This window comes from Streptococcus australis (genome assembly GCF_047463015.1).
Classification (GTDB): Bacteria; Bacillota; Bacilli; order Lactobacillales; family Streptococcaceae; genus Streptococcus; species Streptococcus australis_F.
Map to the genome: position 1 here is coordinate 23,095 of NZ_JASHER010000002.1, position 21,612 is coordinate 44,706.

Annotated in this window: 24 protein-coding genes; 21 read left to right on the forward strand and 3 right to left on the reverse strand. The window is 43.2% G+C overall.

Translation table 11 applies throughout. The annotated features are described in order from the left end of the window. The first annotated feature begins 58 nt into the window (after window positions 1-58). From atpD to QM873_RS01950, 13 genes are all read left to right on the forward strand, one after another. Entirely contained in the window at window positions 59-1,465 is a 1,407-nt protein-coding gene (gene atpD, locus QM873_RS01890; RefSeq protein WP_031573407.1) for a F0F1 ATP synthase subunit beta, read from the forward strand. A gap of 13 nt (window positions 1,466-1,478) precedes the next feature. Beyond that, a complete protein-coding gene (locus tag QM873_RS01895; protein ID WP_120702141.1) occupies window positions 1,479-1,898 on the forward strand; it encodes a F0F1 ATP synthase subunit epsilon in 420 nt (139 codons plus the stop codon). A 240-nt stretch (window positions 1,899-2,138) separates the two neighbouring features. Next, a complete protein-coding gene (locus QM873_RS01900; protein ID WP_023022750.1) occupies window positions 2,139-2,369 on the forward strand; it encodes a DUF1146 family protein in 231 nt (76 codons plus the stop codon). A gap of 66 nt (window positions 2,370-2,435) precedes the next feature. Further along, window positions 2,436-3,719: a UDP-N-acetylglucosamine 1-carboxyvinyltransferase gene (murA, locus tag QM873_RS01905; protein ID WP_342991775.1), complete on the forward strand. Its 1,284-nt coding sequence runs from the start codon at window positions 2,436-2,438 to the stop codon at window positions 3,717-3,719. Continuing rightward, window positions 3,709-3,897 carry a DNA-directed RNA polymerase subunit beta gene (locus QM873_RS01910; protein ID WP_195214069.1) on the forward strand — a complete coding sequence of 63 codons (189 nt, stop codon included), beginning with the start codon at window positions 3,709-3,711 and terminating at the stop codon, window positions 3,895-3,897. The genes murA and QM873_RS01910 overlap by 11 nt, the downstream gene beginning before the upstream one ends. Window positions 3,898-4,001: 104 nt before the next feature. After that, window positions 4,002-4,814 carry a DNA/RNA non-specific endonuclease gene (locus tag QM873_RS01915; protein ID WP_203224890.1) on the forward strand — a complete coding sequence of 271 codons (813 nt, stop codon included), beginning with the start codon at window positions 4,002-4,004 and terminating at the stop codon, window positions 4,812-4,814. 165 nt (window positions 4,815-4,979) lie between these two features. Then, window positions 4,980-5,699 (forward strand): matrixin family metalloprotease, encoded by a 720-nt coding sequence (locus QM873_RS01920; RefSeq protein WP_342991774.1) that lies wholly within the window; start codon window positions 4,980-4,982, stop codon window positions 5,697-5,699. 2 nt (window positions 5,700-5,701) lie between these two features. Further along, complete coding sequence (locus QM873_RS01925; RefSeq protein ID WP_306474513.1) at window positions 5,702-6,073, forward strand: hypothetical protein; 372 nt, start codon at window positions 5,702-5,704, stop codon at window positions 6,071-6,073. 82 nt (window positions 6,074-6,155) lie between these two features. After that, window positions 6,156-8,063: an ABC-F family ATP-binding cassette domain-containing protein gene (locus tag QM873_RS01930; protein WP_342991773.1), complete on the forward strand. Its 1,908-nt coding sequence runs from the start codon at window positions 6,156-6,158 to the stop codon at window positions 8,061-8,063. A 205-nt stretch (window positions 8,064-8,268) separates the two neighbouring features. Continuing rightward, the gene (locus QM873_RS01935) at window positions 8,269-8,625 is read left to right on the forward strand and encodes a hypothetical protein (protein WP_195487062.1); all 357 of its coding nucleotides are present in this window, start codon (window positions 8,269-8,271) and stop codon (window positions 8,623-8,625) included. 4 nt (window positions 8,626-8,629) lie between these two features. Next, on the forward strand, window positions 8,630-9,502 hold the full coding sequence (locus QM873_RS01940; RefSeq protein ID WP_342991772.1) for an XRE/MutR family transcriptional regulator: 873 nt from the start codon (window positions 8,630-8,632) through the stop codon (window positions 9,500-9,502). 25 nt (window positions 9,503-9,527) lie between these two features. Then, window positions 9,528-10,706 carry an MFS transporter gene (locus QM873_RS01945; protein ID WP_414278707.1) on the forward strand — a complete coding sequence of 393 codons (1,179 nt, stop codon included), beginning with the start codon at window positions 9,528-9,530 and terminating at the stop codon, window positions 10,704-10,706. Window positions 10,707-10,815: 109 nt separating this feature from the next. Beyond that, window positions 10,816-12,003 (forward strand): MFS transporter, encoded by a 1,188-nt coding sequence (locus tag QM873_RS01950; RefSeq protein ID WP_414278708.1) that lies wholly within the window; start codon window positions 10,816-10,818, stop codon window positions 12,001-12,003. 293 nt (window positions 12,004-12,296) lie between these two features. Here the strand turns inward: QM873_RS01950 and QM873_RS01955 are convergent, their stop codons facing one another. The 3 genes from QM873_RS01955 to murT are packed head-to-tail and all read right to left on the reverse strand — an operon-like array spanning window position 12,297 to window position 14,725. Then, window positions 12,297-12,587: a LapA family protein gene (locus QM873_RS01955; protein WP_270307914.1), complete on the reverse strand. Its 291-nt coding sequence runs from the start codon at window positions 12,585-12,587 to the stop codon at window positions 12,297-12,299. Between the two features lie 9 nt (window positions 12,588-12,596). Continuing rightward, complete coding sequence (gene gatD, locus QM873_RS01960) at window positions 12,597-13,385, reverse strand: lipid II isoglutaminyl synthase subunit GatD (RefSeq protein WP_414278709.1); 789 nt, start codon at window positions 13,383-13,385, stop codon at window positions 12,597-12,599. Next, the gene (gene murT / locus QM873_RS01965) at window positions 13,385-14,725 is read right to left on the reverse strand and encodes a lipid II isoglutaminyl synthase subunit MurT (RefSeq protein WP_023026640.1); all 1,341 of its coding nucleotides are present in this window, start codon (window positions 14,723-14,725) and stop codon (window positions 13,385-13,387) included. The genes gatD and murT overlap by 1 nt, the downstream gene beginning before the upstream one ends. 180 nt (window positions 14,726-14,905) lie before the next feature. Between murT and cdaA the strand changes: the two genes are divergently transcribed. From cdaA to QM873_RS02005, 8 genes are all read left to right on the forward strand, one after another. Then, window positions 14,906-15,754 (forward strand): diadenylate cyclase CdaA, encoded by an 849-nt coding sequence (gene cdaA / locus QM873_RS01970; RefSeq protein WP_270307917.1) that lies wholly within the window; start codon window positions 14,906-14,908, stop codon window positions 15,752-15,754. Further along, window positions 15,751-16,491, forward strand: a complete 741-nt coding sequence (locus QM873_RS01975) for a CdaR family protein (protein WP_414278710.1) — start codon at window positions 15,751-15,753, stop codon at window positions 16,489-16,491. The genes cdaA and QM873_RS01975 overlap by 4 nt, the downstream gene beginning before the upstream one ends. A gap of 27 nt (window positions 16,492-16,518) precedes the next feature. Beyond that, window positions 16,519-17,874 carry a phosphoglucosamine mutase gene (glmM, locus tag QM873_RS01980; protein ID WP_195324123.1) on the forward strand — a complete coding sequence of 452 codons (1,356 nt, stop codon included), beginning with the start codon at window positions 16,519-16,521 and terminating at the stop codon, window positions 17,872-17,874. A gap of 42 nt (window positions 17,875-17,916) precedes the next feature. Continuing rightward, window positions 17,917-19,287 carry an Ig-like domain-containing protein gene (locus tag QM873_RS01985; protein WP_414278711.1) on the forward strand — a complete coding sequence of 457 codons (1,371 nt, stop codon included), beginning with the start codon at window positions 17,917-17,919 and terminating at the stop codon, window positions 19,285-19,287. A gap of 193 nt (window positions 19,288-19,480) precedes the next feature. Next, a complete protein-coding gene (locus QM873_RS01990; protein ID WP_023022768.1) occupies window positions 19,481-19,612 on the forward strand; it encodes a DUF4044 domain-containing protein in 132 nt (43 codons plus the stop codon). A gap of 45 nt (window positions 19,613-19,657) precedes the next feature. Continuing rightward, window positions 19,658-20,971, forward strand: coding sequence for a GTPase ObgE (gene obgE, locus QM873_RS01995; protein WP_120702126.1), 1,314 nt, complete (start codon window positions 19,658-19,660; stop codon window positions 20,969-20,971). A gap of 23 nt (window positions 20,972-20,994) precedes the next feature. Continuing rightward, entirely contained in the window at window positions 20,995-21,156 is a 162-nt protein-coding gene (locus QM873_RS02000) for a hypothetical protein (protein WP_023022771.1), read from the forward strand. Window positions 21,157-21,172: 16 nt separating this feature from the next. After that, on the forward strand, window positions 21,173-21,550 hold the full coding sequence (locus QM873_RS02005) for a RidA family protein (protein ID WP_117744069.1): 378 nt from the start codon (window positions 21,173-21,175) through the stop codon (window positions 21,548-21,550). The last annotated feature ends 62 nt before the right edge of the window (window positions 21,551-21,612 follow it).

A 21,612-nucleotide genomic window follows, 5' to 3' on the forward strand; every position in this document is an offset into this window, starting at 1 on the left:
AATAAGCTTGCTTATATGTATGACCAAGCTTAGAAACTTAATAGAATAGGAGAATGACATGAGTTTAGGCAAAATTTCTCAGGTTGTAGGTCCTGTCGTTGACGTAGCTTTTGCTGCGGGCGATAAACTCCCTGAGATTAATAATGCGCTTGTAGTCTATAAAAATGACCAACAAAAATCAAAAGTCGTTCTTGAAGTAGCTCTTGAACTTGGGGATGGTGTCGTTCGCACCATTGCCATGGAATCAACAGATGGCTTGACTCGTGGGATGGAAGTATTGGACACTGGTCGTCCAATCTCTGTGCCTGTCGGAAAAGAAACTCTTGGACGTGTTTTCAACGTCTTGGGAGATACCATTGACTTGGAAGAAGCATTTCCAGAAGATGCTCCTCGTGAATCCATTCATAAAAAAGCTCCATCCTTTGATGAGCTTTCTACTTCAGAAGAAATTCTTGAAACAGGGATCAAGGTCATTGACCTCTTGGCCCCTTACCTGAAAGGTGGGAAGGTCGGCCTCTTCGGTGGTGCCGGAGTTGGGAAGACCGTCTTAATTCAAGAATTGATCCACAACATTGCCCAAGAGCACGGTGGGATCTCCGTCTTTACCGGGGTTGGTGAACGGACCCGTGAGGGGAATGACTTGTACTGGGAAATGAAGGAATCTGGCGTTATCGAAAAAACAGCCATGGTCTTTGGACAAATGAACGAACCACCAGGAGCACGGATGCGTGTAGCCTTGACTGGTTTGACCATTGCGGAATACTTCCGTGATGTGGAAGGTCAAGACGTTCTCTTGTTTATCGATAATATCTTCCGTTTCACCCAAGCCGGATCAGAAGTATCAGCCCTTTTGGGACGGATGCCTTCTGCCGTTGGTTACCAACCGACCTTGGCAACTGAAATGGGTCAATTGCAAGAACGGATTACCTCAACCAAGAAAGGTTCTGTTACATCAATCCAGGCCATCTACGTGCCAGCCGATGACTATACAGACCCTGCTCCAGCAACAGCTTTCGCCCATTTGGACTCTACGACCAACTTGGAGCGTAAATTGGTTCAATTAGGGATTTACCCTGCCGTGGACCCATTGGCATCAAGCTCGCGTGCCCTTTCCCCAGATATCGTTGGAGAAGAGCACTATGCAGTGGCTTCTGAGGTCAAACGCGTCCTTCAACGTTACCACGAATTGCAAGATATCATTGCTATCTTGGGGATGGATGAATTGTCTGATGATGAAAAGACCTTGGTGGCTCGTGCCCGTCGTGTCCAATTCTTCTTGTCTCAAAACTTTAACGTGGCGGAACAATTTACTGGTCAACCAGGTTCTTATGTACCAGTTGCAGAAACTGTTCGTGGCTTTAAGGAAATTTTGGATGGGAAGCATGACCACTTGCCAGAGGATGCTTTCCGTGGTGTCGGTTCGATCGAAGATGTGATCGCCAAAGCTGAAAAAATGGGATTCTAAGAAGAGGTGAAAGATGAGTCAAATGAACGTCCAAATCGTTACACCGGATGGACTGGTTTATGATCATCATGCCGCATTTGTATCTGTCAAGACAATTGATGGTGAATTAGGGATTTTACCTCATCATATCAATACCATTGCGGTTTTGGCTGTAGACCAAGTCAAGGTTCGTCGTGTCGACGATGACAAACATATTGATTGGATTGCAGTCAATGGTGGGATTATCGAAGTAGCGGATAATGTCATTACCATTGTAGCGGATTCAGCTGAACGCGCCCGAGACATTGATATTAGCCGGGCTGAGCGTGCAAAATTGCGTGCGGAAAAGGCCCTTGAAGAAGCCAAAGATCAACATTCTGTTGATATGGAGCGTCGTGCAAAAATTGCCCTTCAACGAGCTATTAACCGGATTAACGTCGGAAATCGATTATAAAAAGTTAAAGAGGCTGGGACAAAAGTCCTAGCCTCTCAATTGTCTTTGGATTGTCGCGCAAGACACAGTGGTTGAGTGAGCTCTACTACGCTGATTTCATCAGCTTTTACAGCCCTAGTCAACTGTGCGGAGGTGGGATGACGAAATCGAATTCTAACGAATAACCGATTTCTGTCCCACTCTCTTTTTTTGAATCTAAAGAATATAAAGGGAAACTTTTTCTTGTGGTATAATAGAGGTATGATTCAAATGATTTTTACTTTTTGCAGTCACCTATTATTTATTTCTTTTGCCTACCACCTTCTTTCAACGGTGGTTCAGTGGGAGCGTTTTTTAAAGGTAAGTGCTGATACAGCCTTGAAAATTCGTCTTCTTATTCTATTGATCAGCATTAGTTTAGGGTATTTGACGAGTAGCTTCTTTATCAGTATCTATGAATTCAGTCGGCAGTTGTTTAACGGGAACTTTTAGCTTCTTTTTTGATGAATTTATGGTATGATAGTAGTCGTGACTGAATGAAATGGAGTAATAACGAGTATGGATAAAATTATTGTAAACGGTGGTCAAAATCGCCTAGTTGGAACTGTGAAGATTGAAGGAGCAAAGAATGCCGTCCTTCCCCTTTTAGCAGCAACTGTTTTGGCCAGTGAAGGAACAACGACTTTGACCAATGTTCCTGTTTTATCTGATGTCTTTACCATGAATAATGTCGTTCGTGGCTTGAACACTCAAGTGACGTTTGATGAAGAGACCAATACAGTAGTCGTTGATGCAACTCAACCATTAACAGAAGAAGCGCCTTACAAATATGTCAGCAAGATGCGGGCTTCGATCGTCGTATTAGGTCCTGTCTTGGCTCGGAATGGTCATGCCAAAGTTTCCATGCCGGGTGGATGTACCATTGGTAGTCGTCCAATCGATTTGCACTTGAAGGGCTTGGAAGCTATGGGGGCGAAGATCACTCAAACTGCGGGCTATATTGAAGCAAAAGCAGATCGTCTTCATGGAGCGCATATCTATATGGATTTCCCATCTGTAGGTGCCACCCAAAATATCATGATGGCAGCAACTTTGGCAGATGGAACTACGGTTATCGAAAATGCAGCCCGCGAACCTGAGATTGTGGATTTGGCCTCTCTTTTGAATAAGATGGGCGCTAAGGTGCGTGGAGCTGGGACAGAAACCTTGACGATTGTTGGGGTGGATCGCCTGCATGGAGCGGTTCATAATGTCGTTCAAGACCGAATTGAGGCAGGCACTTTCATGGTTGGTGCAGCCATGACAGGTGGAGACGTTTTAATCGAGGATGCTATCTGGGAACACAACCGTCCTCTTCTTTCTAAGATGCAAGAAATGGGTGTTGAAGTAACGGAAGAAGAAAATGGTATTCGCATTCGCTCAGATGTCTCTAAATTGAAACCAGTGACGGTAAAAACCTTGCCTTATCCAGGCTTTCCTACAGATATGCAAGCCCAATTCACTGCTTTGATGGCCATGGCCTCTGGTGAATCGACTATGATTGAAACAGTCTTCGAAAATCGCTTCCAACACTTGGAAGAGATGCGTCGGATGGGCTTACATTCAGACATTATGAGAGATACAGCCCGCATCCAAGGTGGAGCTAGCTTACAAGGGGCTGAAGTGATGTCGACAGACTTGCGTGCTAGTGCGACCTTGATTTTAATGGGGCTTGTAGCTGAGGGAGAAACCAAAGTTAGCAAGTTAACACACCTTGACCGTGGATATTTTAAATTCCATGAGAAATTGGTGGCTCTTGGAGCAAATGTACGTCGTGTGAAGGAAGATGATGATGAAAACTAAATTAAAAGCAATTGGAAAACAATTGGGAATCGTCCTATTGGTTCTTACTATTTTAGCGATTGTCTTCGCTCTTGGCTTGGTCATTGGATATGGTATCATTGGTAATGGGAAGGATCCTTGGTCTATTCTCTCGTCAGATACATGGAAAGAAATCCTTCAGAAATTTACAGGTAAGTAACTATTTATCAAAAGAGGAGCTTGAGATCGTTATCCCAGGCTCTTTCCAATTCAGTAGAAATAGAGGAAACCATTGTGGCAAACAATCAAAAGAAACCACTTAAAATGAAAAAATCGGGACAAACCTTACTAGGCTTGGTGGTGGCTGCAGCTCTCTCGATCGGCGGGTATTATTTTAGTCAACCCCAGCCAATCGCTAGTCACTCTCAAGTTCAAACGGTTGTCACTTCGAGTCAACAAGCAACACCGAGTAAGGAACTAGCTGAGAGTGTTCTGACGGATGGTGTTCGTACAAAACTAGGAAAGAACATTCAATGGAACGAAGCGGGCGCTTTCATTATTAACCAGAACAAAACCAATCTGGATGCAGATGTTGCTAGTCTCCCTTATGCAGATACGAAGACAAAGACTGTAAAAGGACGAGAAATTCCCACAGTTGCCAACGCTTTGATGACCAAGGCGACTCGTCAATACCAAAAGAGAGAGCAGACAGATGTAGATTGGACGCCAGCTGGCTGGCACCAAGTAACCAATTTAGCTGGGGAATACGACCATGCGGTTGATCGGGGACACCTTCTCGGCTATGCCTTGATAGGTAAGCTTGATGGTTTTGATGCCTCAACGAGCAATCCAAAAAATATAGCGGTTCAAACAGCTTGGGCGAATCAAGCTCGTGATAGTTTTTCGACAGGACAAAATTATTATGAGACCATTGTTCGGAAGGCCTTAGACAATAATAAGCGGGTTCGTTATCGAGTGACTCTCCACTATGCATCGGATGATGATTTGGTACCAGTCGGCAGTCAAATTGAAGCAAAATCTAGTGATGGTAGTCTAGAGTTTAACGTCTTTGTTCCAAATGTTCAGAGTGGAATTAGTTTGGATTATCGTACGGGAAAAGTAACAGTGCATCGTTAAGCTAAACGGAAAAGAAGAAGCAGGATAAGAAGGATCCGGTGGCTATGCAGTCAACTGGATCTTTTTCCTTTCATGACGTCACCCTTTAGCTTATTTTAAGAAAACTGAGGTAAAATAACCTCTTCTAGACCTAAACAAAGGTCTTCCTAAGGAAAGGAGGAACTTGTGAGAACCATTATAGCCATGATTCGTTTTCTAATACGGGTTATTTGGAGTCTTGTTTGGGGCTTGTTTTGGACTATCGCCCTTAGTTTTGCTTTGCTGGTTGCTACTTTATTCTTTAGTGGCAAAACCGGTAGCGGAATAGATGGGGTCAGTCGCGCAGCCCAAACGGTTGTCATCCAGGTAGATGCATACTTTCATCGAGACGGTCCTCTACTGGGCCAGGGAAGTCCATCTGCTCAAGAAGACTTAGCAACAGATGGCCATACCTCTACAGGAGCAAGGTGGGATCAGGCAACTGCAAAAGTTTATCTAGATCCTGAAATGGATGATACTTTTACCCGTGCCTATGAGGAATCTCTTGAGTCTTGGAACCAGACAGGAGCCTTCACTTTCCAGCTTGTCACTAGTGAAGAAGAGGCTGATATCTTCTTGACAGAGATGGATGATAGCACGGTTTCTGCAGCGGGTGAGGCCGAATCCCAGACCAATGTTTTAACCAATCGTTTCAAACGGGTGACCGTTCGCTTGAATCGCTATTACCTATTAAATAAGCAGTACAATTATTCCCATCAGCGAATTGTGAATACGGCTGAGCATGAACTAGGCCATGCGATCGGTTTGGACCATACTGAGGAAGAGTCCGTTATGCAGGCAGCCGGTTCCTTTTATAGCATTCAAGCAAGGGATATTGAGGCTGTTCGTCAACTATACAAGGAGTAAGAATGATTAAACGCATACTGTATGTTATTCGAACTTTTCCAGAACAAGTGGCACTATTTGTATTTAACTCTGGAATCTTTCTATGGCTATCCCAAAAAGGGCAAGCAATTTCCCATGAATTAGGCATTCAACAGGCTTGGGAAAACTATGCTCCTGAGGGAGTCCGTCAATTTTTCGGAGACAATAAGGAAGCCGTTCAAGCTTTCTTCTCCCATTCGGCCATCACTTGGCTGATTGGCTCCATGATGATCCTGCTTGTGATTCGCTTTGTAAAGGGAGTCATCAAATGGGGCTTGCTTTTGCTTGTGATTGGCATCGGGCTTTTCCTCGCCTATCAGTACAGCCAAATGGCTTCCAATATCTCAGCTATTTAAAAAGTTAGGACAGGTCAAGCGCATCTAGCGTTTGGCCTTTTCTTCAATTGTCAATTTGTCAAAAGTAAGGTAAAATGAAACTATGATTATTTTACAAGCCAACAAAATTGAACGCTCTTTTGCAGGGGAGGTTCTTTTTGATAATATCAGCCTGCAAGTGGATGAACGGGACCGGATTGCCCTGGTCGGAAAGAACGGAGCCGGCAAGTCTACGCTCTTAAAAATCTTGGTGGGAGAAGAAGAGCCGACTTCTGGGGAAATCAATAAAAAGCGGGACCTTTCTCTCTCTTATTTAGCCCAGGATAGCCGCTTTGAGTCATCTAATACCATCTACGATGAGATGCTCCATGTCTTTGACGATCTCAGAAAGACCGAGAAAAGCTTGCGTCAAATGGAGCTTGCGATGGGGGAAAAAACTGGGGCTGACTTAGAAAAACTCATGCAGGATTATGACCGTCTATCAGAAGAATTCCGTCAGGCTGGTGGCTTTACCTATGAGGCAGATATCCGCGCCATTCTCAACGGCTTTAAGTTCGATGAGTCCATGTGGCAGATGAAGATTGAAGAGCTGTCTGGTGGGCAAAATACCCGTCTCGCTCTGGCCAAGATGCTCTTGGAAAAACCAAATCTCTTGGTACTGGACGAGCCGACCAACCACTTGGATATTGAGACCATCGCCTGGTTGGAAAACTATCTGGTCAATTATAGTGGGGCCCTTCTCATTGTCAGCCACGACCGGTATTTCCTCGATAAAGTTGCTACCATTACCTTGGACCTGACCAAGCACTCCTTGGACCGCTATGTCGGTAATTACTCCAGCTTTGTGGAGCAAAAAGAGCAAAAACTGCTGACTGAAGCCAAGAACTACGAGAAGCAGCAAAAAGAAATTGCTGCGCTGGAAGACTTTGTTAATCGCAATTTGGTGCGGGCGTCGACCACCAAACGGGCCCAGTCTCGGCGTAAGCAGTTGGAAAAAATGGAGCGCCTAGACAAGCCGGAAGCTGGGACTAAGTCTGCTCATATGACTTTCCATTCCGATAAGACATCAGGCAATGTCGTCCTGACAGTAGAAGAGGCAGCCGTCGGCTATGACGATCAAATCCTGTCAGAGCCCATCAATCTGGATATCCGCAAGATGAATGCGGTCGCTATTGTAGGACCAAATGGGATCGGGAAATCTACTCTTATTAAGTCTATTGTCGGGCAGATTCCTTTTATCAAGGGAGAAGCTCGTTTTGGGGCCAATGTCGAGGTAGGCTACTATGACCAGACTCAGAGTAAGCTAACCCCTCACAACAGTGTCTTGGATGAGCTCTGGAATGACTTTAAACTGACACCAGAAGTGGAAATTCGCAATCGCCTGGGAGCCTTTCTTTTCTCTGGGGATGATGTCAAGAAAACCGTCGGCATGCTGTCAGGTGGAGAGCGGGCGCGCTTGCTTCTTGCCAAGCTGTCCATGGAGAATAACAACTTCTTGATTCTCGATGAGCCGACTAACCACTTGGACATCGACAGCAAGGAAGTGCTGGAAAATGCCTTGATTGATTTTGATGGGACCTTGCTCTTTGTCAGCCACGACCGTTACTTTATCAATCGGGTGGCTACACAGGTCTTGGAACTGTCAGAAGAGGGCTCAACTCTTTATCTAGGAGACTATGATTATTATCTGGAGAAAAAAGCGGAGTTAGAGGCCCTTGCGGCAGCACAAGCAGAAGCTGTGCCTGTTTCCTCGGCCGAAGAAGTCACCAGCAATGAGTATCATCTGCAAAAGCAAAACCAAAAGGAACTCCGGAAAATCACTCGTCGCATTGAGCAATTGGAAGCAGAGATGGAAGAGCTGGACCAGAAAATCCAAGACATTACCGAAACCATGCATAGCACCAACGATGCAGCTGACTTGGTTCAACTGCAAAGCGAGCTGGACCAACTAACTGTCCAGCAGGAAGCGGTCATGGAAGAGTGGGCAGAACTGTCAGAGCAGGTGGAATAGATGGAAGATCTTGGAAAAGTTTTTCGTGAATTTCGAATCAGTAAGAATTATTCGTTAAAAGAAGCTGCGGGCCACTGACGCTGGCGAACTCATGGAGAGCCAGTAGCAAATCGACCAGCTGACCGCCGCGCAAGAAGAAGCCATGCTAGAATGGGAAGCGCTAGCCCAGTAAGTATAGTTTTCTAGTTTGTATAAGGAGAACATAATGGCGACTGAAAATGATTGGTTTATGAAGCAGGTTAAAGGTGTAGCCGACATGATTGGTACAACTTTGCGCCTACAGATTCAAAATTTAGATTTGGGGCAGTATGAGGATGAGGAAGGAAAACTCATCAACGGGGCTCACTATCTTCAGCAAGTCCTAGAAGAGCAGCGCTTCGAAGAGGCCATTTCTTTTGTTGAAGAGCAGATGAAACGCCTACCTCTTCATCAGTATGATCTATTGGTTGATTGGCTGATTTCTTACTTAAGACAATTAGATTTTTCCGTTAAAGAAAATCAGGGATTCTACGAAGGATACTTGCAAGAGTTAGAAAGGTACTTAAAGGAATTTAAGTGGTAATCAAATGGAAGATTTAGGAAAAGTTTTTCGTGAATTTCGAATGAGTAAAAATTATTCATTGAAAGAAGCTGCAGGAGAAGCCTGCTCGACGTCTCAGTTATCCCGCTTTGAATTGGGCGAGTCGGATTTAGCTGTCTCGCGTTTCTTTGAGATATTAGATAATATCCATGTGACGATTGAGAATTTTATGGATAAGGCCAGAAATTTTCAACACCATGAGCATGTGGACTTGATGGCTCAGATTATTCCGCTTTACTATGCAAATGATATTGCTGGTTTTCAAAGGCTTCAAAGAGAACAACTGGAAAAGGCTACAAGTTCGACCAATCCCCTTTATTTTGAATTGAACTGGATTTTGTTACAAGGCTTGATTTGCCAGAGAGATGCCAGCTACACGATGAAGCAAAGTGATCTGGACAAGGTGGCAGATTATCTCTTTCAAACGGAAGAATGGACCATGTATGAGTTGATCCTTTTTGGCAATCTCTATAGCTTTTATGATGTGGATTATGTCACTCGGTTTGGTAGAGAAGTGATGGAGCGTGAAGATTTCTACAAGGAAATTGGTCGCCATCGAAAACTGGTCTTGATTCTAGCTCTGAATTGTTACCAGCATTGTTTAGAACACCGTTCTTTTGAAAATGCTAGTTATTTTGAAGCCTATGTGGAAAAGATTATCGGCAAGGGAATTAAACTCTACGAGCGCAATGTCTTTCATTACCTCAAGGGATTTGCTCGGTACCAAAAGGGGCAAACAGAAGAAGGGAGTCAGCAAATGCAAGAGGCTATGCATATTTTTGATGTGCTAGGACTGCCAGAGCAGGTAGCTTACTATCAAGAACACTTTGATAAATTTGTAATAGATGAATGTTCCTAAATAAGCAAGAGATAAAGGAGATTTTATGAACCGACATGCGGTCCAATTAATTAGTCGTGGAGCGATTAACAAAATTGGAAATATGCTCTATGATTATGGGAATAGTGTCTGGCTGGCCTCGATGGGTACTATAGGAAAGACGGTATTAGGAATCTATCAGATTTCTGAGTTAGTGACAGGGATTCTCGTCAATCCTTTTGGAGGAGTGATTTCAGACCGTTTTTCTCGTCGCAAGATTTTGATGACGACCGACTTGGTTTGTGGACTCCTTTGTTTGGCGATTTCTTTTATCAGAAGTGATCGTTGGATGATTGCGGCCCTGATTGTTGCCAATATTGTTCAGGCCATTGCCTTTGGTTTTTCTCGACCTGCCAATAAAGCCATTATCACAGAGGTGGTAGAGAAAGAAGAGATTGTAACCTATAATGCGCACTTGGAGTTGGTCTTACAGGTTGTTAGTGTCAGTTCACCTGTGTTTTCTTTCCTAGTTCTACAATTTGCCAGTCTCCATGCGACCCTCTTACTAGATGCGCTGACCTTTTTCATTGCCTTTGTCCTAGTGGCATTCCTTCCGAAAGAAGAACCCCAATTTCAAGAGAAGCATCGGCTTACTAGGAAAGATATTTTTTCTGATATCAAGGATGGGTTAGACTATATCTGGCATCAGAAAGACATTTTCTTTCTCCTCTTGGTGGCTTCCGGTGTTAATTTCTTTTTTGCGGCTTTTGAGTTTTTACTTCCCTTTTCTAATCGACTCTACGGGGTCAAGGGGGCTTATGCGACCATCTTAACATTGGGAGCTATTGGATCTATTCTAGGAGCACTTGTTGCCAATAAAATTGCATCAAGTATGAAAATTCTCCTGTTTTTACTGATCATGGCAGGTGTAGGAGTGTTCATGATGGGCTTGCCTCTTCCGACTTATCTTTCCTTTTCGGGAAATCTGGTCTGTGAATTTTTTGTGACCATTTTCGACATCCACGTTTTTACTCAAGTGCAAACCAAGGTGGAAGATGATTATCTGGGGAGAGTCTTGAGTACGATTTATACTTTGGCTGTTCTCTTTATGCCCATCGCCAAAGGTTTGATGACTTGGTTGCCAAGTGTCCGAGTAGAATCCTTTCTCCTGATTGGAGCTGGAGTTATTCTCTTTTCACTCTTGGCTCAGCTAGTAGATAAGCAACTTCAATCAAAAGAACAGTAGGGATCCTTTGATAAATTTGTAAAACACTAATTTTCCCAAATAAGGGACAAAATAAAAACCTCTTTCATGAACTGATACAATAGTTTCAGAAAATGAAGGAGGTTTTTTTATGAAGCGACATGCAATCCAATTAATTGCTCGTGGGGCGATCAATAGAATGGGAAATATGCTCTATGATTATGGGAACAGTGTCTGGCTGGCCTCGATGGGGACGGTAGGAAAGACAGTATTGGGGATTTATCAGATTTCTGAACTTGTGACCTCCATTCTAGTTAATCCATTTGGAGGCGTGATCTCAGATCGTTTTTCCCGTCGCAAGATTTTGATGACGACCGACATGGTTTGTGGCCTTCTTTGTTTGGGCATTTCTTTTATCAGGAACGATCGTTGGATGATTGCAGCCCTGATTGTTGCAAATATTGTCCAGGCCATTGCCTTCGCTTTTTCTAGAACTGCCAATAAAGCCATTATCACAGAAGTTGTGGAAAAAGATGAGATTGTGACCTATAATGCCCACTTGGAGTTGGTCTTACAGGTTGTCGGTGTTAGTTCACCTGTCTTCTCTTTTCTTGTTTTACAATTTGCCAGTCTCCACGCGACCCTCTTACTGGATGCACTGACCTTTTTCATCGCCTTTATTCTGGTGGCATTCCTTCCGAAAGAAGAAGCCAAGGTTCAAAAAAAGAAAGGGTTTACGGCAAAGGATATTTTTTCTGATATCAAGGATGGAGTGCACTACATCTGGCAACAGAAAGAAATTTTCTTTCTCTTGGTGGTGGCTTCCAGTGTCAATTTTTTCTTTGCAGCTTTTGAGTTTTTGCTTCCCTTTTCCAATCGCCTTTACGGAGTCAAGGGGGCTTATGCGACCATCTTAACCTTGGGGGCTATCGGCTCCATCATCGGAGCCTTGATCGCTAATAAATTTAAATCAAGCATGGAGATGCTTCTCTTCTTATTGATCTTAACAGGAGTAGGAGTATTCATGATGGGCTTGCCTCTTCCTCCTCTTCTTTCCTTTTCTGGAAATTTAGTCTGTGAACTCTTTATGACGATTTTTAATATCCATTTTTTTACCCAAGTACAAACCAAGGTGGAAGGAGACTATCTAGGAAGGGTCTTAAGCACCATTTTTACCCTGGCCATTCTCTTTATGCCCATCGCAAAAGGCTTGATGACTTGGTTGCCAAGCGTCCGAGTAGAATCCTTTCTCCTGATTGGCGCTGGCGTCATCCTCTTTTCACTCCTAGCACAAGTAGTCGCCAAGCAACTGCAATCAAATGAAGGTAAATCAGCATGAAAAAGCATCGATTGATTTCAGATTAAAGACAAAGTTATATTAGAAACTTTCCTTAGGTGAGTACGGACGTCAGCGAACTTCGAAGAAGTTCCATGACTTAGTTTTGGACCTAAGGTTCCAAAACTCCCGAGTGCCTGAAACAATTGTGTTTCAGGCACTTTTCTCACAGCGGAAAGTTTAAGTATAACTTTTAGTAAGCCAAATTGAGTATCTACTTATATTTTTTTTAGCATCACCTTGGTTGTTTTATGAAAAACAGTTTGTCTACATCAAAAAAGCACCTATCGGTGCTTTTAGTTTTCGATTTGTTTGATTTTTTCTTCTTTATCACCTGACATCTTTTGTCCTAGTTGTTTTTTCGCGGCTTTTAACTCATGTTTTAATGAGAAATTTTTTGGAAGGCTGACTAAGAAAGTCACCAGCGAACCTAGAAGGACACAAACCAGAATCAAAATGATGAGAGGGAGTTTAAATTGGACCAGCAAAAAGTTCACGGTCACCGTTTGCATATTGGCCAAGGAAATAATCGCAATGAGCAGTACAGAAATCAGTAGTGCAACATATTGTAGTTTTCGTTTATTCATTTTGTCTCCCTATTCTTCTAATTCAGCCTTACTTTTCACATCAGCGTATTCTTCTGCTTTTTCAAGGCTTAAGATATCATTGTAAGTCGGTAGGACGATGTCTTGTCCATATTTTTTCTTTAGAGCGGTTGTCACCAAGCGATAGGCCAAATTGGCGTTACGAGAGAGGATAGGGCCGTGGAAGTAGCTACCAAAGACGTTCTTGTAATGAACGCCTTCGCATCCATCTTCCTTGTTGTTCCCATTTCCATAGACGACCTTGCCCAGCGGTTTTTCATCCTCTGCCAAGAAGGTCCGACCCTGGTGGTTTTCAAAACCATAGTAGGTTTCATTGAACTCTTCGTTATGGATCTTGATGTCGCCAATATAGCGGTTGTTTTCTTGGTTGAGAGTGTAATGCCCCATAATTCCAAGGCCTTCAATGCGTTTACCAGAAGCTTCAATGTAGTACTGACCTAGAAGCTGAAAGCCACCACAGATAGCAAGGACTACACCATCGTCATGAATAAAGCGCTCGAGGTCTTCTTTTTTATCTGGTAGATCTTCTGATACAATGGTCTGTTCGTAGTCTTGACCTCCACCGAAAAAGGCAATATCGTAGACTTCTGGATCAAAGCGGTCTTTGAGAGAAACGATATCCACAGTGACATGAGCACCAAGCTTCTCCGCAACGTACTTGAGCATGAGGATATTTCCATTGTCGCCATATGTATTCATCAGATTCCCATAAAGATGGGCAATTCTCAATTCGTATTGGTAGGTTTCCTGATCAGGGGATTGTAGTGAAGTGTAGGTCATTAATTCATCTCCTTTCCAATCAGGTGTTCTTGAGCTAGAAGTTCACGGAATTCTAGCATGGCCGTATAGGTGGCTAAAATATAGGCGTGAGGGGTTTCCTGTTGCTGGATGCGTTGGAAGACCTCTTTTAATTCAGCTATTTCTGTGATCTTTTCAGCAGGATAGCCTGTAACCCGAAGTCGCCGAGCAATTTCAGAGTGGCGCACCCCTCCAGCATTGATCTCTGGAATGTCCATTTGAGTGATTTGTTCAAAGTCTGCATCCCAGATCCAGCTGGTGTCTATCCCGTCAGCATAGTTGGCATTGAGAAGTACGGACAAGCTGAATGGATAAGGTGCTAGCTTGATCATTTCAATAGCCTGCGTCGCACCGACTGGATTTTTGATCAGGACCAAGGTACATTCCTTGTCCCCAATCTTAAAAGTTTCTTGACGACCAAAGACAGCCTTACTCTTGTCGAAACCACGCTTAATGACGTCTGGACTTACTTCAAAATAATGGGCAACAGCAACTGCAGCAAGGGCATTATAAATATTATAGAGGCCCCCGATATTGATGTGGTAATTTGTGCCGTTAATCTTGAAGTGAGAAGAAGTATTGGTTAACTCGGTCAATTCATCGACAGCGACTGTCAAAGGAGGACGGTGGAAGCCACAGTTTTCACAGAGGTAATCCCCTAGATTCGCATAGGTATTCAACTGGTAGGTCAAAATGCCATGACATTCTGGACAGACAATTCCTTCCGTATTGTAATGGGCCAACTTGGGAGCAGTTTTTTCTGTATCAAAGCCAAAATATTGAACGGTATTTGGTAGGGGAAGGGTATGGAAAAGAGGACTATCCCCATTCATCAGAACAGTCGCCTGTGGCGCTTTTTTAATCCCATCCAAAATCATCCGATAAGTTGTGTAAATTTCCCCATAGCGGTCCATTTGATCCCGGAAAATATTGGTGATTACAAACAAGGTCGGAGTGATGTAGTCACAAATTCGAGACAGGCTGGCTTCATCGATTTCAAGAACAGCGATTGGACGACCAGAAGAACCCTTTGCGTTCAAGAAAGTAGTCGTAATCCCTGAAATCATATTGGCTCCACTAGGATTGGTCACGATAGGTCCGAAAGCCTCCTGAAGAATTCCAACAGTGAGAGCTGTTGTCAGTGTTTTCCCATTCGTACCAGTGACAACCACAATTTCGTAGTTCTGGGCCAGGTGTTGTAAAATGTCTTTATCAATTTGAAGGGCGATTTTTCCAGGAAGGGTAGAGCCACGTCCAAGCATGCGCAAGAGGTGACTACTCATTTTTCCGGCAATAAGCCCCATACTAGTCTTAATCTTCATAATTCATATTTTATCACAAAAACCAATAGAAGGTTACAGAAAAATCTGTTGAAACATGATATAATGATGTAGAGTAGTTTGAACGCGCTATCCTTTGCTAGAATCCTTACTTTTGCTAGTAAGCATCCACAATGGTTAGCTGTGCGAAAAGCCTAGAAGAGAAGTGGTAGGTATGAGATTGTGAACATCCAACAATTGTCAAATCCCCAGTATTGGGCCAGTTTATTTCCCACTCCCTGGAGTGTGATTATCAACCTTATTGACATTGCCCTGGTAGCCTGGTTATTGTATTATTTTATAAAAGCCATTGTCGGCACTAAAATTATGATTTTAGTCCGTGGTGTCTTGGCCTTTTTCTTATTTGAGTTAGTTGCCAATATGATTGGTCTGACGACCATTTCTTGGTTGATTAACCAAATCATCACCTACGGGGTCATTGCTGCGGTAGTGATTTTCTCTCCAGAAATTCGGACGGGATTAGAACGATTAGGTCGAGCAACTGAATTTTTCTCAACCAACCAGATTAGTCCAGAAGAAAAATTGGTTCAATCTTATGTAAAAGCCGTTGAGTATATGAGTCCTCGGAAGATTGGTGCCTTGGTTGCGATTCAAGGGAGTAGAACCCTTCAAGAATATATTTCTACGGGGATTCCCCTCGATGCAGATGTTTCGGGTGAACTGCTGATTAATATTTTCATCCCCAACACCCCGCTTCACGATGGGGCAGTGATTGTCACCAATGATAAAATTGCTGTATCTTGTGCTTATCTCCCCTTAACAGAAAGCACGGGAATTTCAAAAGAGTTCGGTACGCGACACCGGGCTGCAATCGGCTTGTCTGAGGTAAGTGATGCCTTCACCTTTGTTGTTTCGGAAGAAACGGGTGGTATCTCCATTACGAGAAATGGGAGCTTTAGACACGACCTCAGTATTGAAGAATTCGAACAAGAGTTGCGTTCCTTCATTATTCCAGAAGATCAAGGGAAAAAAGATTTGAAATCAAGAATTTTTGGAGGACGTATTAAATGATTCCAAAAAGAAAAATTGCCTACATTGTGACATCCGTCTTTTTCTCAAGTCTCTTATTCATCATTGCCACCTCTGTTAATTTCCAGAATAACACTAGTGCACGCCAAGTGAGCTCTGAAACTTATACCAATACTCTTACCAATATTCCGATTGATGTAAAATACAACGATAGTAAATATTTTGTCAGTGGGATTAGCTCAGAAGTGACCGTCTTTCTGAAAGGGTCCAATCGTGTCGCCTTAGCATCAGAAATGCAGGCTAGTACTCGTAAATTTAAAGTGGTAGCCGATCTGAGCAATTTGAAAGAGGGTCAGCATGAAATCGCCTTAAAGGTGGAAAACTTACCTTCCGGTTTGACTGCTACCATCGAGCCACAAAAGGTCACTGCAAAAATTGGTAAGAAAAAGACGAAAAAGTTTGATGTTTCCGTCACGATACCAGACAAACAAATTGCCCCAGGTTGGAGTCTCTCACATGTTACTTTTTCTGAAGATAAAGTCTCTGTCACTAGCGACCAGGATACTTTAGCCAAAATTGATCATGTGGAAGCCATCTTCCCTGAAGGAGATCTTTTGAACAATACCTACACGGCAACCGTCTCCTTGAAGGCAGTCGATAGCGAGGGAAATGATTTACCAGTCATCATCTCTCCATCAGAACTATACATGAAGGTTGAGTTGAAACAGACAGGTTCTAGCTCGTCGTCATCCAGTTCCTCATCAAATAATAGCAATTAATAAAGATTCATCGAAAGGATTATCATAATGGGTAAATATTTTGGAACGGACGGAGTCCGTGGAGAAGCAAACGTCGAATTGACACCAGAGTTGGCCTTTAAGCTCGGTCGATACGGAGGGTATGTCCTCAGTCAACATGAAAAAGAAACGCCACTTGTTTTCGTAGGACGAGACACTCGTATTTCTGGTGAAATGTTGGAAAGTGCGCTTGTTGCGGGTCTCTTATCTGTAGGGATTAAAGTATACAAACTCGGTGTGATTGCGACACCAGGTGTAGCTTATTTGGTTCGTTCTGAAGGGGCAAGTGCTGGGGTCATGATTTCTGCCAGCCACAACCCAGCTTTAGACAACGGGATTAAATTCTTCGGGAATGATGGCTATAAACTGGATGATGACCGTGAATTAGAGATTGAAGCTTTATTGGATGCGGAGTCTGATACTCTTCCTCGTCCTAGTGCAGAAGGTCTTGGAACTGTGATGGACTATCCTGAAGGACTTCGTAAGTATCAAGAATACTTAGTTTCAACTGGAACCCAGCTTGAAGGAATGCACGTGGCTCTAGATGCTGCGAATGGTTCTGCATCTACAAGCGCCCGTCAAGTCTTTGCTGACCTAGGAGCACGTTTGACAGTTATTGGAGAAAGCCCAAATGGTCTCAATATCAATGACCAAGTAGGCTCGACCCATCCTGAGGCTTTGCAAGAGGCTGTCCGAGAATCTGGTGCGGCTATTGGTTTGGCTTTTGATGGTGATAGTGACCGTTTGATTGCAGTTGATGAAAATGGGGACCTAGTTGATGGTGATAAGATCATGTACATCATTGGGACCTACCTTTCTGAGAAGGGCCTCTTAAAAGATAACACCATCGTAACGACCGTCATGTCTAATTTAGGCTTCCATAAGGCTTTGGATGCCAAGGGGATTAACAAGGTTGTGACTGCTGTCGGAGACCGCTATGTAGTTGAAGAGATGCGGAAGTCTGGTTACAATCTAGGTGGTGAACAGTCTGGTCATGTGATTGTCATGGACTACAATACCACTGGAGATGGTCAGATGAGTGCCGTTCAATTGACCAAGATTATGCAAGAAACTGGTCGTACATTATCAGACCTTGCATCAGAAGTTACCATCTATCCTCAAAAATTGGTCAATATTCGTGTTGAAAACAGCATGAAAGACAAGGCTATGGAAGTGCCTGCTATTCGTGCGATTATTGAAAAGATGGAAGCTGAAATGGCTGGAAATGGTCGCATCTTAGTGCGTCCAAGTGGTACCGAACCTCTTCTTCGTGTCATGGCAGAAGCTCCGACTGATGAAGAAGTGGATTACTATGTGGATACAATTGCTGCTGTAGTCAAAGATGAAATTGGTCTTAAAGATTAAATAAAGAAGTGAACTCTCCAAGCGAGAGTTGAGGAGGTCAATATGAAATATTTACGTCGAATCATGTGGTCCCTAGCCCTTGTTGCTACAGTCCTCTTTTCAAATGCTTTTGTTCAAACCATTCAAGCGTCAGAAGTCCTGTCTTATACGCAAACAGCTAGTCTGACCAAGGATAACCAAGCAGTAACCAGTGGAACCACAGTCTTAACAAACGAGAAATTGTCTGCTACCATCAATGTAGCCTTTCCAGATACACAAGCCATTCAAGCAGGTGACACCCTGACCTTGGCTTTGCCGAAAGAATTAACCTTCTATACAGCTCTCGAATTTGATGTGGTGGAAGAAGGTCAAACAAATGGTCAGACAGTCGGGAAAGCTGTTGTCAATACAGCAAACAAGACAGTAACGGTCACATTTAACGATTACTTTGCTTCCCACCCACTCAATAAACGCGTAGCTTTGCGTTTTGATGTGAAAGTGGATCCAGAGGTTGTTACAAAAACATCCCCACTGACCTTTAAAATTGGTAATACAGATTTTTCGTTAAACTACGAAAAAACGGATGGTCAAGCTGGTGACTATGAAATGAAATATGGCTACCAAGATCAAAAGGATCCAACGATTGTAAAATGGCGGATTATCTTAAATGCTCGTCAAGATATCCTTCGTGGCATGGTCATTAAGGATCAATTTGGAGATGGTTTGACACTGGTAGAAGGTAGTTTCCGTGCGGTTCGCTTTAGTCCAGTAGAAGGTGGCATTAGAAATGAAGCCCATATTTTAAGTCTGCCAGTTTTAGACAATTTCAGTAAAAAAGCTGTCTTCGACAAGAATGAAGCTGGTCAGATCACAGGATTTACTATTGACTTTGGTAATAACTACAATTGGCCAATGTACATCGAATACTCTACTAAAGTAGCTCCTGGTACAAAAGTTGGCGATCTCGTTCATAACAGCTTGACATGGACAGCAACCAATTTCCCAGAGCCACGTAGCTTAACACGAGAAGTGAGATTGGAAACAGGTTCTGGAGAAGGATTGGGTGAGAAAGAACAAACGCCACCGACACCAGATCCGGAACCATCTAAACCGCAACCGGATCCAAAACCAAGTCCAGATCCAGAGCCATCTAGACCGCAACCAGATCCAAAACCAAGTCCAGATCCAGAGCCATCTAAACCGCAACCGGATCCAAAACCAAGTCCAGATCCAGAGCCATCCAAATCACAACCAGATCCAAGATCATCAAACTCATCATCAACTTCTGTTAAAGAAGAAGAAGCACCAAAACCTGGTAAGAAAAAAGTTCTTCCAAGTACAGGTGAAAAGATGACGCCTGTGATTATCCTGGTTGGTATTTTGGGATGTGCAGTTGGCTTTACTGTGTTACGGTCTAAGAAGTTAACAAAATAATACTCGCTTTTAAAAGGCTGGAATTTTCCAGTCTTTTTTATTTGATGGATAAAAAATGGATTTGAACCAGTGTGGAGGTTGAAAAATTTATTTTATCCAAAGCTACCCTTACGTCTAGAGGTGGATGTTTGAAAAATGCCCTTTTTCGTGGTAAAATAGGGCTAATGAATTTATTGTAATAGAGGTAAAAAACGTGGCTTTTGGAGATAACGGAAAACGCAAAAAAACATTTTTTGAAAAATTGACTATGCTAGTCATTGTGATTATGTTAATTGTAACGGTTGGAGCAATTTTTGCTGCAGCATTTGGTGCACTATCCTACTAAGAGGATTCCAAGCAGCACTTGGTAATAAAAGGAAAACGTTAAATTATGAGTATGTTTTTAGATACAGCCAAAATCAAGGTCAAGGCTGGAAATGGCGGTGATGGCATGGTGGCCTTTCGTCGTGAAAAGTATGTTCCCAATGGCGGACCTTGGGGAGGTGATGGAGGACGCGGAGGCAATGTCATCTTCGTTGTAGACGAAGGCTTGCGCACGCTGATGGACTTCCGCTATAACCGGCATTTTAAAGCTCAAAATGGTGAGAAGGGGATGACCAAAGGGATGCACGGACGGGGAGCAGAAGACCTCTATGTGCGAGTACCACAAGGGACAACTGTCCGAGATGCGGAGACTGGTAAGGTCATTACCGACTTGGTTGAAAATGGGCAAGAGTATATTGTAGCCCATGGCGGACGTGGAGGACGCGGAAATATCCGTTTTGCAACTCCTAAGAATCCAGCGCCTGAGATTTCAGAAAATGGGGAACCAGGTCAGGAACGCGAACTCGAATTAGAACTCAAGGTCTTAGCAGACGTTGGTTTGGTTGGCTTCCCATCAGTAGGGAAATCAACTCTTCTCAGTGTGATTACTTCTGCTAAGCCAAAAATTGGAGCTTATCATTTTACAACCATTGTTCCGAATTTGGGCATGGTTCGGACACCATCAGGTGAGTCCTTTGCAGTTGCAGACCTTCCTGGATTGATCGAAGGGGCTAGCCAAGGTGTCGGTCTGGGTACCCAATTCCTTCGCCACATCGAGCGTACCCGTGTTATCTTGCATGTCATCGATATGTCAGCGAGTGAAGGACGCGATCCTTATGAAGATTACGTTCAAATCAACAAGGAGCTTGAAACCTATAATCTTCGCTTGATGGAGCGACCACAGATTATTGTCGCTAATAAAATGGATATGCCAGAGAGCCAAGAAAACTTGAAAGAGTTCAAGAAAAAATTGGCTGCCAATTACGACGAATTTGATGAATTGCCACAAATCTTCCCAATCTCTAGTTTGGCCCATCAAGGCTTGGACAATTTGTTGGAAGCAACAGCAGACTTGTTAGATAAAACACCAGAATTCCTCTTGTATTCAGAAGAAGATATGGCGCAAGAAGAAGTCTACTATGGCTTTGATGAGGATCAACCAGCCTTCGAAATCAATCGAGATGATGATGCTTCTTGGATCTTGTCTGGTGATAAGTTAGAAAAACTCTTCAATATGACCAATTTTGATCGGGATGAGTCTGTCATGAAATTTGCGCGTCAATTGCGTGGAATGGGTGTCGATGAAGCTCTTCGAGCACGTGGTGCTAAAGACGGCGATATCGTTCGAATCGGTAAATTCGAATTTGAATTTGTTGACTAGTTAGAGATAAAGAGGAGAAGAAGATGGGAGATAAACCTATATCCTTTCGTGATAAAGACGGAAATTTTGTCTCTGCTGCAGACGTTTGGAATGCAGAAAAATTGGAAGAACTCTTTAATAAGTTGAATCCCAATCGTAAGTTACGCTTAGAACGGGAAAAGCTAGCAGCCTCCAGTGAAAATTAGGAATGAGGAGAAGAAAATGGCAAAAACAATTCACACAGATAAAGCACCAGCAGCAATTGGTCCTTATGTTCAAGGAAAAATAGTGGGCAATCTCTTATTTGCAAGTGGGCAAGTTCCCCTTTCACCAGAAACAGGTGAAATTGTTGGTGAAACCATTCAAGAACAAACCCAACAAGTCTTGAAAAATATTGCTGCTATCCTTGAAGAAGCTGGAACGGACTTTGATCACGTGGTGAAAACAACCTGTTTCTTAAGTGATATGAATGATTTTGTACCTTTTAATGAGGTTTATAAGACAGCATTTTCAAGTGAATTTCCAGCACGTTCTGCAGTAGAAGTGGCTCGCTTGCCACGCGATGTCAAAATCGAAATCGAAGTGATTGCAGAAGTATAGTCTCAATAGAAGGAATGCATTCGGGTAAAAGGAATGTTGGAGTGAGAGCCATCGACTGACCA

Excerpts from the sequence above, each read along its gene's own strand:
- QM873_RS01895 (WP_120702141.1), top strand. The coding sequence starts at position 1,479 with ATGAGTCAAATGAACGTCCAAATCGTTACACCGGATGGACTGGTTTAT.
- QM873_RS01930 (WP_342991773.1), top strand. The coding sequence starts at position 6,156 with ATGATTATTTTACAAGCCAACAAAATTGAACGCTCTTTTGCAGGGGAG.
- QM873_RS01900 (WP_023022750.1), top strand. The coding sequence starts at position 2,139 with ATGATTCAAATGATTTTTACTTTTTGCAGTCACCTATTATTTATTTCT.
- obgE (WP_120702126.1), top strand. The coding sequence starts at position 19,658 with ATGAGTATGTTTTTAGATACAGCCAAAATCAAGGTCAAGGCTGGAAAT.
- gatD (WP_414278709.1), bottom strand. The coding sequence starts at position 13,385 with ATGACCTACACTTCACTACAATCCCCTGATCAGGAAACCTACCAATAC.
- QM873_RS01975 (WP_414278710.1), top strand. The coding sequence starts at position 15,751 with ATGATTCCAAAAAGAAAAATTGCCTACATTGTGACATCCGTCTTTTTC.
- QM873_RS01925 (WP_306474513.1), top strand. The coding sequence starts at position 5,702 with ATGATTAAACGCATACTGTATGTTATTCGAACTTTTCCAGAACAAGTG.
- QM873_RS01940 (WP_342991772.1), top strand. The coding sequence starts at position 8,630 with ATGGAAGATTTAGGAAAAGTTTTTCGTGAATTTCGAATGAGTAAAAAT.
- QM873_RS01985 (WP_414278711.1), top strand. The coding sequence starts at position 17,917 with ATGAAATATTTACGTCGAATCATGTGGTCCCTAGCCCTTGTTGCTACA.
- QM873_RS01950 (WP_414278708.1), top strand. The coding sequence starts at position 10,816 with ATGAAGCGACATGCAATCCAATTAATTGCTCGTGGGGCGATCAATAGA.
- murA (WP_342991775.1), top strand. The coding sequence starts at position 2,436 with ATGGATAAAATTATTGTAAACGGTGGTCAAAATCGCCTAGTTGGAACT.
- atpD (WP_031573407.1), top strand. The coding sequence starts at position 59 with ATGAGTTTAGGCAAAATTTCTCAGGTTGTAGGTCCTGTCGTTGACGTA.
- QM873_RS01910 (WP_195214069.1), top strand. The coding sequence starts at position 3,709 with ATGAAAACTAAATTAAAAGCAATTGGAAAACAATTGGGAATCGTCCTA.
- QM873_RS02000 (WP_023022771.1), top strand. The coding sequence starts at position 20,995 with ATGGGAGATAAACCTATATCCTTTCGTGATAAAGACGGAAATTTTGTC.
- murT (WP_023026640.1), bottom strand. The coding sequence starts at position 14,725 with ATGAAGATTAAGACTAGTATGGGGCTTATTGCCGGAAAAATGAGTAGT.
- QM873_RS01915 (WP_203224890.1), top strand. The coding sequence starts at position 4,002 with ATGAAAAAATCGGGACAAACCTTACTAGGCTTGGTGGTGGCTGCAGCT.
- QM873_RS01945 (WP_414278707.1), top strand. The coding sequence starts at position 9,528 with ATGAACCGACATGCGGTCCAATTAATTAGTCGTGGAGCGATTAACAAA.
- QM873_RS01935 (WP_195487062.1), top strand. The coding sequence starts at position 8,269 with ATGGCGACTGAAAATGATTGGTTTATGAAGCAGGTTAAAGGTGTAGCC.
- QM873_RS01955 (WP_270307914.1), bottom strand. The coding sequence starts at position 12,587 with ATGAATAAACGAAAACTACAATATGTTGCACTACTGATTTCTGTACTG.
- QM873_RS02005 (WP_117744069.1), top strand. The coding sequence starts at position 21,173 with ATGGCAAAAACAATTCACACAGATAAAGCACCAGCAGCAATTGGTCCT.
- glmM (WP_195324123.1), top strand. The coding sequence starts at position 16,519 with ATGGGTAAATATTTTGGAACGGACGGAGTCCGTGGAGAAGCAAACGTC.